11 protein-coding genes and 1 other RNA gene are annotated in these 13,879 nt (G+C 68.3%); 4 read left to right on the top strand and 8 right to left on the bottom strand.

The window, feature by feature from the left end:
* Window positions 1–180 precede the first annotated feature (180 nt).
* Window positions 181–534 (top strand): hypothetical protein, encoded by a 354-nt coding sequence (locus IF04_RS0100005; protein ID WP_030248856.1) that lies wholly within the window; start codon window positions 181–183, stop codon window positions 532–534.
* Window positions 535–1,981: 1,447 nt separating this feature from the next.
* Here IF04_RS0100005 and IF04_RS0100010 read toward each other — a convergent pair.
* The 7 genes from IF04_RS0100010 to IF04_RS36875 all read right to left on the bottom strand — a co-directional run bounded on the left by IF04_RS0100010 (window position 1,982) and on the right by IF04_RS36875 (window position 11,067).
* A complete protein-coding gene (locus tag IF04_RS0100010) occupies window positions 1,982–2,605 on the bottom strand; it encodes a hypothetical protein (protein WP_030248860.1) in 624 nt (207 codons plus the stop codon).
* A 240-nt stretch (window positions 2,606–2,845) separates the two neighbouring features.
* Window positions 2,846–3,499 carry a hypothetical protein gene (locus IF04_RS0100015; protein ID WP_051830498.1) on the bottom strand — a complete coding sequence of 218 codons (654 nt, stop codon included), beginning with the start codon at window positions 3,497–3,499 and terminating at the stop codon, window positions 2,846–2,848.
* Window positions 3,496–4,179 (bottom strand): hypothetical protein, encoded by a 684-nt coding sequence (locus tag IF04_RS0100020; protein ID WP_051830501.1) that lies wholly within the window; start codon window positions 4,177–4,179, stop codon window positions 3,496–3,498. Before IF04_RS0100020 ends, IF04_RS0100015 begins: the two co-directional genes overlap by 4 nt.
* Window positions 4,176–4,520, bottom strand: a complete 345-nt coding sequence (locus IF04_RS0100025) for a hypothetical protein (protein WP_030248868.1) — start codon at window positions 4,518–4,520, stop codon at window positions 4,176–4,178. Before IF04_RS0100025 ends, IF04_RS0100020 begins: the two co-directional genes overlap by 4 nt.
* Before the next feature lie 105 nt (window positions 4,521–4,625).
* Complete coding sequence (locus tag IF04_RS36405) at window positions 4,626–5,963, bottom strand: putative T7SS-secreted protein (protein WP_051830504.1); 1,338 nt, start codon at window positions 5,961–5,963, stop codon at window positions 4,626–4,628.
* 3 nt (window positions 5,964–5,966) lie between these two features.
* Complete coding sequence (locus tag IF04_RS0100035) at window positions 5,967–6,281, bottom strand: hypothetical protein (protein WP_030248874.1); 315 nt, start codon at window positions 6,279–6,281, stop codon at window positions 5,967–5,969.
* A 49-nt stretch (window positions 6,282–6,330) separates the two neighbouring features.
* Window positions 6,331–11,067 carry an FtsK/SpoIIIE domain-containing protein gene (locus IF04_RS36875; RefSeq protein WP_030248876.1) on the bottom strand — a complete coding sequence of 1,579 codons (4,737 nt, stop codon included), beginning with the start codon at window positions 11,065–11,067 and terminating at the stop codon, window positions 6,331–6,333.
* Between the two features lie 250 nt (window positions 11,068–11,317).
* Between IF04_RS36875 and IF04_RS0100045 the strand changes: the two genes are divergently transcribed.
* On the top strand, window positions 11,318–11,605 hold the full coding sequence (locus IF04_RS0100045) for a WXG100 family type VII secretion target (RefSeq protein WP_030248879.1): 288 nt from the start codon (window positions 11,318–11,320) through the stop codon (window positions 11,603–11,605).
* A 304-nt stretch (window positions 11,606–11,909) separates the two neighbouring features.
* Here the strand turns inward: IF04_RS0100045 and rnpB are convergent.
* Window positions 11,910–12,311, bottom strand: an RNA gene (gene rnpB / locus IF04_RS36435) — RNase P RNA component class A.
* Between the two features lie 83 nt (window positions 12,312–12,394).
* On the opposite strand from rnpB, the gene IF04_RS0100050 reads away from it, so the two are divergent.
* A complete protein-coding gene (locus IF04_RS0100050) occupies window positions 12,395–13,216 on the top strand; it encodes a MerR family transcriptional regulator (RefSeq protein ID WP_030248883.1) in 822 nt (273 codons plus the stop codon).
* The gene (locus IF04_RS0100055) at window positions 13,213–13,878 is read left to right on the top strand and encodes a hypothetical protein (protein WP_030248885.1); all 666 of its coding nucleotides are present in this window, start codon (window positions 13,213–13,215) and stop codon (window positions 13,876–13,878) included. The genes IF04_RS0100050 and IF04_RS0100055 overlap by 4 nt, the downstream gene beginning before the upstream one ends.
* Window position 13,879: the final 1 nt, after the last annotated feature.

Below are 13,879 nucleotides of genomic sequence, written 5' to 3' on the forward strand. Positions count from 1 at the left end.
CCGGCGGGCGCGGGGCGCGCGGCCGGACCGCGACGGGGACTCCTGCACCCCTCCGCGATGACGGGCGATCACACCCCCATCACACGACCACCACACTCCGCCCCGACCTCCTCCACCCCCCTCCACCAGCCCTTTCGTACCGGATCCCACATCGCCACCACCCTCGGTACGATCCCGCGCATGCCTCCCCACAACGACCTGGATGACCAGGGCATCGCACTCCTCATGGAGTCCGCCACGCCGCGGGAGCGCCGCGCGGTACTGCGCCGCCGGCGCCACCGCCCGTCGAGCCCCCGCGACGCCCGCCTCACCCAGCTCGTCGTCTCCCTGCTCTTCCTGGCCGGCGGCATAGGCGCACTCATCGAACACGTCGACGAACACACCTCGGCCCGCACGGTCGCCGCGTACCTGGCCCTGATCGCCCTGTGCGCCATCTGCGCCGAACTCAGCCGACGCGGCCGCACCCGCATCAGCTTCTGGCTCCTGTGCACCGGCATGATCGCCCTGGGCCTCACCACCCCCTTCCTCCTCTGACCCCACCCCCACCCCCACTTTTCGTGCAGTTGTGGAGGCGGCTTTGTGCAGGAGATCGGGTGGGGGTGTGGGGCGGGCGTGTGGGGTGGACGTGTGGGGTCGGCTGTACCGAAACTCGACGTGCCGGACCCGCGGTCAGCCGACGGGCCCCCACCGGCGAGTACGCGGCCGCTCTCCACTCACCGCGGCTTCCGGCTTCGTAACGGGGCGCCCATGCTCCGTACACCGCACAGGCATAACAACCCCATCACCCCGCAGCGAAACGACACCGCGCCCATAAATATCGCCCACAAACCAGACCTGCGCCCGCCCGGCCGGTAGCCGACGAAGAGCAAGCTGCGTACGCAGAGCCTCATTCCCGGTGACCAACACCAGCGCACGCCCACGGTGCCGCACCTCAACATCCAACGTCCGCCAGGGCGTACCTCTGCTCCGCAATGTACGACGCAGGATGAAACTGGACCGCAAACGCTTGAAAGCCGGAATCACGGTGGCGACCAGCACGAGGCCGAGCCCCTTGGCGCTACTCGCGTGCCAAGGCCCGAGCGAAAAGAGCCACAGGAAGGGCATCGGCGCAGCGACCAGAAGAACTGCCCCTCGGAACAGCCGTAGCCGCATCGAGCGACGCGTGGCTGGGAAGGCCAAGGCCGGCCCCGCCGGCGGCGCGGCAACCGGCACCACCGGCGCACGGCCCGCTTCCACGGCCGGGATGGCAAGCTCCGGCAGCCGAACCCCCGCCTCGAGGGCCCGCGTCAGCGCTTCGGGAGAGGCATTACCAGGAGGCGCGACGCGAGAGCGAGAGCCCGCCCCTGCCGGGACCTCAAGCATGCGCCGCGGCCCGCGACCACCCGGCACCGCAAGAACCCCACGAAACCGCGGATCACCCGCGAACCACAGCCTCTGAATATCCGCCTTGGCCTCCCGCCCGGCCTGCGGAGCCATCCGCTCCAACCACCAACGGTTGCGCCGGTTCACATCCAGGTAGACCGGCACCGAGGAACCCGGGTTCTCCGGATCCGGCAATTTGAACCAAGGCCGGCCGCCGAGCCCAGAATTCCGCCGCCCGAACGAGTGCGGCAGCCCCCACTCATAAACCTGCCACGAATAAGTACGCAGAACGCGACGCACCCGCAACGCCCGCCGCACACCATAAACTTGGCGGCAGACCCCATAGACCCCAGCGATGAAGAACAACACGATCAAAATCGCACTAACCCACCCCGGCCCAGGCAGGACGGCAACGCCAACACCCCCAACCACAACCCCAAGAGGAACACCCAGCAGACGCACCGCAAGGTCAACCACCCAGGCACGCCGAGTGCCCAGGTGCTGCCAGGCAGTGTCACCGACGACGTGAGATTGCGAAGCATTGGAGCCCTGGGGCACAGGAAGATCCATGCGGTGTCTCATACTGTCTCTCTGCCGCTATCCGACGGCACTTCCACGGTCAATCAACGGTGACGTCGTTCGGGTGCACAACCTTCAGGCGGCGAGCGAATTCATCGAACGCGTCGATATTCCCGGTCACCCAGCCAACGTTGTCGCTGACGGTACGCATGGACAGGTCGATGCCGTGAGAGTCGACGCGCCATCCGTAGTTGACCGACACGCAGAGAGCTCCGCCCTCCTCGTGCACGTAGCGGCGGATTGAGCGAAATCCCTTGCCGAGGTTGTCGGTGGCGAAATCAACGATCTGCGGCTCCTGCACGGCTCCGGGCACGTTACGTTGCACCAGCGTGTCCAGGACCGGCTCCACCGGCCCTTCCGACTCGACCGCGTAGAAGAAGAACGGCAAGAGCTCCTGGCCGAGATCCGGAGCGTACGCGAACAAATGCTGCATGGGCACCCGCTGGGGGAACCGCTCGGAGACACCCTCGAGCCAGCGCGCCAGCTCCTTCACCTGTGACGTGTCACGAGAGCCCTCGTCCTCCAGCCCCCAGCGCAACTCCGCGCACTTCTTGGCCCACTTCCGCCGCCTCCGGCCAGCGCCCCACCCCTCAAGGATAGGAACCGCAATCCACGTTTCCGGGTCCGGGTCTTCGGTGAAGCCGAGTGCGTACGAAATGCTCATGCTGCGCTCCAGCGGAAGGTGGTCATGACGGCGTCAAAGAGTTCGGTCAGCTCGGAGAGTTCCTGCACCGTCGAACACCGACCCCTTCCTCCGGCGTTATGTCCTCCGCCGACCCGAAGTCTTTCGTCAGTGACTCATGGTCTGGTTCAGTAATGCTTGCCCGGCGAAACCTGGGCGCCCGGGCCCTGCCCGCACCGGCCTGCCTATGGTGCGAAGGCACCCATGCAGGCCGTCCTCGCCCTACGAGGGATACCAAGCATCCGCTTCCTCGTCCGGGCTGATCCGGACGGTGCGGGCGAATTCGTCGACGTCGTCGAGGGCTTTGAGGATTCGGCCGGCGTCGGGATCGGCCAGGATGATCAGGACGTCCGCAGCTTCCGAGCCCTTCTCGTAGCGCCAGGCATAACGGAGGCCGACGTGCACCTCGTTGCTTTCCTCGTCCTGGTAGTAGCGCAGCACTCGCAACCCGGTTCCCAAATGCGGGGAGTCGAAATCGTCGACGATGGGGCGCTCGACGGCATAGCTCGCATCGGCGTGGGTCAACGCACGGAGTGCCGTTTCCCGGTCTTCACCCTCCTCGATTTCCACCAGGTCGACGTACACCGGAAGCGGGATTTCTCTCGGGTGCGGGAGGTGGAGGAAGACCTCGAAGTCCGGAAAGGCTGCGGGCGCCCTGAGGGCGTACATCAACAGGATGTCGGCCAGCAGGTCGACTTCGCCCGGTTTCGGCTTCTCCGACGCGAAGTCCTCCCACAGGCCTTCGGCGAAGTAGCGTGCCCATGCCTCCGGCGTCTGTGCCTCCTCGACATCCTCAAGACCCGGCTCTGGCCACATGAGTGGGATGCGGATCCAAGGAGACAGGTGCATCGCGTGCTTGACGTTGAGCCAGCTCACTCATAACTCCATCTGAAGGTGCCGACCACCGCGTCGAACAACTCGACCAGCACGCCGGTGAATTCACTGTCGAGGTCGCCGTCACCCGGCGTGGAGAAGTTGATGCTGATCCAGCGCCCCGGATCGTCCACGACGGGGATCACGTACTCGACCCGGCAGGCGGGCAGGGCGGCCTGTTGTACGGCTTCGGGGGCCGAGCGCAGCTTTTCCGTGTCGGGAGCGGATCGGTAGAAGCGGCGGAGCGCAGGTGCCCCTGCCACTTCAACCTTCGCTGCCGTTCTACCGGGGACGTCCCTGCTGGCCAGTTGAGCAAGTACCGCCTCCGGCGGTGCCGAACCGTCCTGACCGATCGGCATCTCCGCGACGATGAATGAGGCCATGAGAAAGATCCCCCCGCGCGGGCGAACGGGGATGTAGAGGTCCAGACCGCCGTTTCTCTTGGCCGCACGGGCCTGCTTCTCGATCTGGCGACGCATTTCCAGGCGGAAGCGCATCGCATCATCCCGGGGAATGCCCTCCGGCACTTCCCCCATGTGCGAGAAGAGGACGTTCTCGAGTGCTTCCTTTGTGCCGTTGCGCAGAGGGATGCGGACCCAGCCGGGCGGCAGGATGAGCTTGTAGCCGTGGGGCGCGATCTGCTCGACGGCCGGTGGCTGCTGCTCGAGGTCGGACTCGGTCACGCGGCCGCTCGCTTTTTCAGAATTGGGCCTGCCACCAGGATCGAGAGACAGATGAGCATAGAAATCGCGGCCAGCCAGCTGTAGAGGAGCGCGATAGCGGTCAGGAAGAGATACAGGTAGCAAACGACCCTGATCGTCTGATTGAGGTAGGTGCCCCTCGGCGAGTTAAAGGTGAGTTCCCGGTACATGATGAACACGATCAGGAACCCCACAGGTGCAAGCATGAGAGGCCCGAATGTGTAGGCGCGGGTGAGCCAGTCCATACCGCCATACTTGCTGCCGAGGTCCTGGAAGGCAGCGCAGAGGACCGGAACCACGGCGAACACGCCAAGGAGCTTCACACCCCTGGATTCTTTTCGGCTTCGTCCCGTATATACCGACACTATCTATTCCTCCTAAGGCTTCTGCTTCGAATTTCACCAAGTGCGATGCTCGTCAACCCGGTCTTACCTCGCCCCGGGGGCAGGTTGCCAAGTGCTCCCGGATTCACGAGTCAGAACATCCCCGACTTTTTGGTCCACAGATCCCTTGAAGTCGTCATAGGCATCCTTCCCAACGGCAATTCCCGCAAGCTTGTCTCCGAAATCCACCCCGCTGGCAGCCCCGTAGATCCCTTGGGACCATCGTGCAGCCTTTTGCACTGAGTCGGCTGCCGCGCCAATGGCGTCATCTCCGGAGAATTCTGCCTTCATTCGCCTGGCGAACCTGGTCGCGCTGACGACCTCCTCGTCGCCACCCAGGAGGCGGCCCATCCGGGTCGTCGCGGGACGCGTCTCCTTCGCCCCGATCTCGCGCAGATTCTTCAACGCCTGGCTTGCCTTCGCACCGCGCTCCGAATTGAGGCCGTAACGCATGACGTTCTTGTTGAGCAGCTTGCGCAGGTTCGTGTACCGGCCGAAGCGCGCACCCCTGCTGGTGGCCTTGAGCGTTTGAGTTGCGGTCTTTACGCCCCTCAGCGCGATGGGAGCGAGGCCCAACGTGGCCAACGCGAAGACGTCCATGGCGACGTCCGTCCAGGCCCCGTCACCGGAGAGGGCCAGCATCGTATGCCCGACGCCGACGGCCACCGTAAGACCGATGGTGGCCACGGTGATCAGCGTCGCAATCCACCCGACCGGCGTGAAGACCAGGGCAATGACCCCGATGATCGTCGCTGTCCAACTCAGGACTTCACAGACAGTATCGATCGTGTCCGCGTTGTTGTGCACCCAGTCCTTGAAGTCGTCCCAACCGCTGTCCTTGAGGACATCCTTAATGTCATCGCCGATGTTGTTGGCGTAGTGCTCGGCGCGGGTGTCACGTTCGGAGATGACGTCATTCAGCTGCTTGTGGTACGACGCCAGGTGACTGTCGGGATCGGAGTCCTCCGGCTTCTCCTTGCCGTCCTTCTTGGCCTCGGCTTCCTTCTTTTTCACCTCGGCAGCGTGGTGCTCATCGGCGTTCTTCGCGGCCTTGAGGATCCCGTCCGCTCGCTCCTGGAAACCCTCCAGTTCGTTGGCCCAATTGCCGAGGTCGCCGACGACGCGTTCGTAGCGGCCCGCCGTTTCGCGGAAGTTCTTTTCCAGGTCGCCGGACTTCTCGCGGATCTTGTCGGCGTACTTGCCCTGCAGTGCGTCACCGTCCGCGGCCTTGCGCAGGATGCGGGCCTGGTCGCGGAGGGTCGAGGCGGTGTCCCTCATCTTGCGGACCTCGTCCCGAATGTCCTCCGGATCGCCGGGGATCGGGTCCTTCTCCGCCAGCGGATGCCAGTCGACCGGTCGACGTCTGCCCTTACCTGTGGCCATTGGTCACTTTCCCCCGTTTTTCCCGTGCTTCTTCTCGGACGCGTTCTTCAGGTCGAGGTCCTGCTTCTCGAAGCTCTTGAGCGCCGTCTCGACCTGCTTCCCCAAGTCCTGGACGTTGTCGACGAGTTCGCGCCGATAGTTGTCCCAGTTATTGACGAAGTTCCTCATCTCTTCGGCGATGCGTTCGTGGCCCCAAATGTCACTGATGTCGTCGCGGTGATCGGTGATGCCCTCGAAGACTCTTCTGATGTCCTTCAGATTCTTCTTTGAATCTTCCAGAAGCGTGTAATCAACTACCAGCCGGTCGTGGTCGCCCATGCGTCCCCCTCTATTTGCGCTTACATGGCCAATACGCTCGCATCGCCGCTTATCCCACCGGCACAGTCACCGTGAACGCCTCCCCGTTGCCCAGGTGCAGCAGGCCCTTGCCCGGGGTGACCGGGCCGCCCACCGTGCTGCGGCTCAGGCGGACGCCGATCAGTTCGCCGCTCGAGGTGTCCTGCGGGGACAGCAGCAGGCCGCGCTTGGACTTCTTCAGGTCGACCTGCCAGCCGCTGAAGCCCGAACAGACGTCGTCCTCGTCGCCGGCGATGACGATGCCGATGCCGCGGTCCGAGCCCGTCGAGATCAGTCGCTTGAACTCGTCCTCCGCGTCGCAGTCTTCAAGGAGTTCGCCGTCGTCGATCAGGATGACGATCGGGTGCTCCGGGGAGGCCGTCGCGACGGCCTCCTGCAGCTCGTCCTCCTCGATGTCGCTGCCCGTGAAGACCGCCACCACGCCCTGAAGACCCTTCAGTTCACGCAGCGGGGAGGTCCGCGGGGCGCAGACGACCAGGCGGGCGCCGCGGCCCACGAACGTACGCGCCAGGTTCATCAGCACCGTCGAGCGGCCCGACTTCGCCGGACCCGCGATCACGAAGGCCGGCGTGCCCTGTGCCAGGTCCGGGCCGAAGGCCATCAGGTCGTCGCCGCCGACGCCCACCAGGCCCCACAGCCGCGAGGCGGACGCCGCCGGGTCGATGTGCTGCCACGCCTGGTCGAAGGTGATGCGGCTGGGCAGCGAGTCCACCCGGAACGGCCGCAGGGCCCGCGGCACCGCCGCGTCCCGGCGGGTCGCCCCCTCTCCGATGGCCGCAAGGGCAGCGTTCTGCCCCTGACCGGTGGCGTCCTCGCTCAGCAGCGCGAACTGGATCTCCGTACCCATCTCGTTGCGGAACGCGCGGCCCGGCGGAATCTCGTCCGGCACCTTGCGGCTGTTGATGCCCAGCATCGAGAAGTCGGTACGGTCCGCCAGGCGCAGGCCGAGCTTGTCCTCCGTCAGCGAGGCGATCCGGCCGGTCAGCAGCTGCCGGTCGCCCGTGATCACCAGGTGGATGCCGACGCTCGCGCCCTCGCGCATCAGGGTCAGCAGCTCGTCGGTCAGCTCACCGTGCTCCAGCTCGCCCAGGGAGGACATCCAGCCCTCCCAGCGGTCGAGGAGCAGCACGATGTGCGGCAGCCGCCGGTCCTCCGGCGCCCCGGCGCGCTGCTCGCCGATGTCCGCGAAGCCGTACTCGGCAAGGAGTTCCTGCCGCTTGCTCGCCTCCGCCGACAGCCGGCGGACCAGGCGGACGGCCCGCTCGCTCTGGTTGCGGCCCACGACGGCGCCGCAGTGCGGCAGCTTGGTCAGCGCGTTCAGCGCGCCGTTGCCGCAGTCGATGCCGTACAGGTGGACGTCGGCGCAGGAGAGGCTGCGGGCCAGGGAGCCCGCGATCGTCCGCAGCGCCTGGGAGCGGCCGCTGCGCGGCGCGCCCGCGATGAGCAGGTGGCCGAAGGTCGCGAAGTCGACCGCGACCGCGCGGCGGGACTGGCTCGACGGCAGGTCCTCGATGCCGTACGGGGCCGGGGGCAGCGCGCCCATGCCCTGGGCCGGCGGCAGGTCCTCCGGCAGCAGGGTCTCCGCGAGGGCCGGCAGCCACGGGCTGTGCTGCTGCGGGATCTGCAGGTGCGCGTTGGCCTCGCGAATGGCGTCGACCAGCACCTTCAGGTCGGTGATCTCCTCTTCCTCGCTCTTGGCGGCCGCGGGCTTCGCCAGCGCGGCGCGGCCCAGGTCGGCCCAGTCCAGCTCCCCGGTCCACGGGGCGATGGCCATCGGGTCCACGGTGCCGGGGCGGCGGCCGCCGACGCGGCCGGACTGGAAGGGGATGAGGGAGGCAGCGCCGGTACGCACGTAGGCGCGGCCCGGGTTGTTCTTGGAGATGTTGCCGGCCTCGGGCGAGTCGATGACGTCCGTCGACTCGCCGCCGTCGGTGACCCGCAGGGCGATACGGAGGTTGGTGTTGGCACGGATCTCCGGCGAGACCACACCGGACGGCCGCTGGGTCGCCAGCATCAGGTGGATGCCGAGGGAACGGCCTCGCTGGGCGATGTTGACCAGGCCGGTGACGAAGTCCGGCAGGTCGCGGACCATGGACGCGAACTCGTCGATGACCAGCAGCAGCCGGGGCAGCGGTGCCATCCCCGGGTTACGGCGCACCAGGTCCTGGTAGTCCTCGATGTCCTTCGCGCCGACCTGGGCGAGCATGTGCTCGCGGCGGTGCAGCTCGGCGCCGAGCGACTCCAGGGCGCGCTCGACGAGGTGGGCGTCGAGGTCGGTGACCATGCCGACGGTGTGCGGCAGGTTGACGCAGTCCTTGAACGCGCTGCCGCCCTTGTAGTCGACGAGCACGAAGGTCATGTTCTCCGGCGTGTTCGCCACCGCCAGCGCCGCGACGATCGTCTGCAGCAGCTCGGACTTACCGGAGCCGGTGGTACCCGCGATGAGGCCGTGCGGCCCGTCCTTGCGGATGTCGATGCCGAACGGCCCGTCGTACGACTCACCGACCATCGCCAGCGTGGACTGTCCGCCGCTCTGCCAGCGGGCGACCACCGCGCCGGCCGTGGGCGGCTCCATCCCGATGACGTCGAGGAGCCGGCTGGAGTCCGGCAGCGCGCTGTCCGTCGCCTCGCCGCTGATGTCGCGCAGCGGGGCGAGCGCGCGGGCCACCCGGGAGCACCAGGCCGGCGAGACGAAGTCGGGCCGTACGCCCAGGATCTTCGCCGCGCCCTCCTGCTGCACGCGCAGCCGCAGCACGTTGGGGTCATACTGCTCCACGACAGCCGGCGCCGCCGGGGCGGGGGCGCCGCTCTGGTTGTCGAGGGAGAGCATCACGGCGGCGGTGTTGGTCAGCGCCGGGTTGGCGGGCGCGGCCGACTTCTTCCGCTTGCCCTTGCGGCGCTTGCCGCCCTCGGCCGCGGCCTTCTTCCGCTGCTCCTCCTCGTGGGCCCGCTGCAGCACCTGGAAAGCGTCGCTCGCGCCGCCGCCGGCCTGCCGCTCGTGCCGGGCGTGCCGGTCGTTGCGCGGCTCCGCGATCACGATGCCCTTGCACTCGCCGGGCAGGAAGCGCTCCTCGGCGTCCAGGCAGATCGCGTACATCGATACGGCCGGGCCTTCCTGCAGCAGCCGTACGACGCCGGGCATCGAGCGCAGCCGGCGCGAGCCGTCCCAGACGACGACGATGTCGGGGTCGGCGAAGCCCGCCTGACCGCGGTTCTCCTGGGCGGCCTTCTGCCGGGCCTCGAGGATCTGGGTGAGTTCACCGATCCGGGCGCCGACGGTCTCGGCGTCGTTACCGATGAGGACGTTGGCGTCCTGCGCCGTCGGACGGGCGTGCGGCAGCCAGCGGACCCAGTCCCAGCTTGCCTGCGCGTGCGCCTCGGTGAGCACGTAGAACTGCACGTCCAGCGGGCTGTGCAGGGCGGCCGCCTGCGTGACCGCCCAGCGCGCCAGGCTGCGGGCGGTGTCGTCGGGGCCCGCGAAGCCGATCACGCCGAGCTGGCCCAGGTGCAGGGTGACGGGGGTGTCGGCGATGTCCCAGGTGACCTGGCGGCGGTGGTCGTCCTGCTCGGGGTCGTCGAGGACGACGGCGGAGGGCAGCCGGCCGGTGCCCACCCGCAGCAGCAGGTGGTCGGCGTCGCTGCGGCGGCGCTCCCACAGACGGGTGCGGGGGCCGGTGGCGTTGGCCCAGATGGTGCCGGGGTCCGGGTGGTCGAGCTGGCGGTCGCCGCGCTCCAGGACCAGCGCTTCCTGTGCGTCGCGCTCGATCCGGGCCTTGTGCTCCTGGTACTCCTCGACCTGCTTGGCGTGGGACTTGCGGCCGTGCTTCTTGTCCCAGAAGTAGTTGGCGAGCATGATCACGGGGCTGAAGACCGCGATCAGCAGGTACGTCATGCGGCCCATCACCAACGCCATGGTGACGGCCATGGCGAGCGGGGACAGGGCCATCAGCCAGGGCAGCGGCCGGGCCTCGTACTCCTTCGGAGGCGAGGGCAGGCGGAATCTGGTGGTGCGCTCCGGGGGGCGCAGCCGCGGCGGGCGGTTGTAGTCGTGCGCGGAGCCGTCGTCGGACCACTTCAGGGCCGCGTCCGGGGGTGTGTAATGCGCCACGTCGAGCAGGGTGTTGCCGATGGCGAGCTGGGAGCCGACGTGCAGCTGCTGGCCTTCGAAGGGCTTGCCGTCGACGCGCACCTCGTCGGGCTTGGACTCCTCGCCGCCGGGTGCCGCGCCCGGCCGGCCGGGCTGCCCGCCCGGCTGCTGTCCCGGCGCCTCGGCGTTCTGTCTGTTGCCGTGCACGGTCAGCCGAAGGTCGTCCGCGGAGACCACGTAGAGCGTCAGCGCGCGCTGCGGCAATTCCGGGTCGTTGACGAACACTTGGCAGTTCGGGCTGGAACCTATGTCGTACCGGCCGATGCCGAGCCGGTACACGGCGCCGGCGTCGGGCCCGCCGGCCACCCGGAGTTCGATGACGCCGGGCTGCTCACCGGGCAGCGTGCCGGAGGGGTCGTCCAGGCTCACCACCGCGCCGTCGCGCAGCGGGGAGGTCGTGACGGTGTGGGCGGGGTCCACGTGGTGGTTGTCGACGTAGAGCACGGGACCCGCCTGCCCTGCGTACGAGCCGACGCCGCCCCGCACCCGGGCCGCCAACTCCCGGGCCACGGCGTCGATACGGGTCTCCGGGTCGGCATCGAGGACGAGGTCTTTGCTGGCGTTCGCATAGGGGTCGACGACAGTCAGCTTCAAACGCACTTAGCTCCTCCTCGAAATGCCTTCTAGGACAGAGACAATATCGTCCCGGAAGCTCCGTCGCGTACCTGCGGCATACCTCAACAATGTCCCGATTTTAGGGGAGTTAATGGACGCCGTGACTGCGCTTACGTGCGCCTGTGACGGTGAGCGACTAAGGTGCCCAACGGCGCGTGCCTCGTAACCGGTTCGCGCCATGCGTATGCCGGGAGGGGGACCTCGCGGTCGTCAAACGGAGGGAATGGGGAGCGTCATGGCTAAAGACCTTGATGTCACATATGAGGACATGCGGGCCGCCGCGAAGAAGATGAACCGCGAGAAGGAGCGCATCGAGGAGAAGCTCCAGGACCTGAAGTCCTACATCGACGGTCTCCTCGAGAACGGCTTCGTCACCCGGTCGGCCTCGAAGAAGTTCGGCCAGGACTTCGAGGAGTTCAAGCAGGGTATGTCGAAGACCAACGAGGGTCTCGACGGCCTGGCTCAGTACCTCGAGAAGGCGGCGGACTCCTTCGAGAACCTCGACAGCGAGCTCGGCAAGTAAGTCGGCGACTGCCGCGGCTGAGCCTGTCAGCGCACAGCGCTCGGGGGAGGGTGGTGTCGGCCCGGATTGGCCGACACCACCCTCCCCCTTTTTCGCTCGGTGCGGCATGGTGCAAGGGAAGCAATGAGCGGTCGGACCGCCGCCTCGGGCCCTCCCCCGGAATTCCTCCATTTCCCTTACATCCCGCACGGCGCATTCACAGATTATTCACATGCGCCAGGCGTCGGCAGCCGCTGGGCACGGCGGGCAAGTGAATACGCGGGCCGAGCCCAAGCCGGAAAACCGACGGCGAAGCCGTCAGGGGCGGACGAGTCGGCCTCTACGCCGGGTTCTGTCTCCCGGGGCCCTTGCGGGCCGCGGGGAGGCGGCCATCCATCTAGGACTGCCGTTGCCGGCAGCCTCCAGCGGTCTACCCGCGGACTCGGGCGGGCAGCCCTCGATCATCCGCGCAGGGCCGTCAGCCGACGGCCCCTCTTGACCTTGCTCCAGGTGGGGTTTACCTAGCCCTCCGAGTCACCTCGGAGGCTGGTGGTCTCTTACACCACCGTTTCACCCTTACCGGCGCCTTGCGGCACCGGCGGTCTGCTTTCTGTGGCACTGTCCCGCGGGTCACCCCGGGTGGGCGTTACCCACCACCCTGCCCTGTGGAGCCCGGACGTTCCTCGGGGAGGTCCGAAGACCCCCACGCGACCGCCCGGCCGGCTCGTCCGCCGTGCCGACCATGGTACCCGCACGCCGCGGCGGCTCGTCCTTGACCTTGTCGTAGCGTCAACGTTTCTACTGGTCGGCATGAGGATCGGAGAGCTCGCCACGCTGGCCGGGGTCACCCCCCGGACCGTGCGCCACTACCACCACCTCGGGCTGCTGCCCGAGCCGGAGCGCCGCGCCAACGGCTACCGGGAGTACGCGCTGCGCGACGCCGTGCTGCTGACCCGGGTGCGGCGCCTCACCGAACTGGGGCTCGGCCTGGACGAGGTACGGGACGTACTGGCCGAGGACGCCGGGCGGGACCTGGAGGAGGTACTCGCCGAGCTCGACGCGGATCTGGCGCGGCAGGAGGCGGAGCTGCGCGAGCGGCGGGCGCGGCTGCGGACGCTGCTGGACCGCGCGAAGGTGCACGGCGGACTGCCCGCAGAGGGCCCGGTGTCCGAGGAACTGGCGGACCTCTTCACGAGGATGGCCCGCGCCTCCGCCACCCGCCCGGGTCCGGAGCCCACGATGGCCGCCAGGGAGCGGGAGCTGATGACGCTGTTCGAGGGGGTGGGCGCGGCGACGGGGCAGGTGACGCAGTTGCTCGGCACGGCGTTCGACGAGCCCGGGGCGATGGACCGCGCGTACGAGGTGTACGCGCTGCTCGACGAGCTGGCGGAGGCCGAGGTGGACGACCCGAGAGTGGCCCAGGCCGCACAGCAGATCTGCGACTGCCTGCCGGACGAGGTCAGCGCCGAGCTGGCCGCCGGCGCGCACGAGGCGCTGGCCGAGGAGGATGCCAGACCCGGGGACCCGGCGGGGGCGCAGGCCCTGCTCGACGCCTTCTACGCGTCCTTCGCGCCCGCCCAGGCCGCGGCCTTCCGGCAGGCGATCCGCCTCTTCGTGGAGCGTGCGGGATGAGCCGGTGGCGGGCGCTGCGCCTGCTGCTCGCGCACGAGGGGCGGTGGCTGGCGAGCCTGGGGATGTGGGTGGTGCGTCGGCAGGACGGCGTGGGTACGAGGGCGCCCGGTGTGCGCGCCTTCAGGTACGCACGGGCGCAGGCCCCTCTGATGCTCGGCTTCGCCTTCGTGTGCCTCGTCGAGACCATCGGCGCTTCCTTCCTGCTCGCCGACTATCCCGCCCTCCACTGGATCGTGCTGGTGCTGGACGTCTACACGGTGCTGATGGCCGTCGGGATGCACACCGCCGCGGTCACCCGGCCGCATCTGCTGGGCCCCGAGGGGCTGCGCATACGTCACGGCGCCCGGCTCGACGCCACGGTCCCCGTGGAGCTGATCGCCACCGTGCGGCGCGACCTCCGCTTCCCGACGGGCAAGCCGCCCGCTGGCGTCCTGGAGTCGGCCGTCGCCGGACAGACCTCCGTGACGCTGGAACTGTCCGCGCCGGTCACGGTCGTACGGCGGTTCCTGGGAAGGCCCGAGGAGGTGCGCACGGTCCGCTTCCACGCGGACGACTCGCGGGCGGCGGTGACGGCACTGCGGGAGGCGGTCGAGGCCGCGCGGGAAGCGGTCGAGGCCACGCGGGAGGCGGGCGCAGCCGAACCGGAGCCGGCCGCCCCGTGAG

Source organism: Streptomyces violens (assembly GCF_000717745.1).
Classification (GTDB): Bacteria; Actinomycetota; Actinomycetes; order Streptomycetales; family Streptomycetaceae; genus Streptomyces; species Streptomyces violens.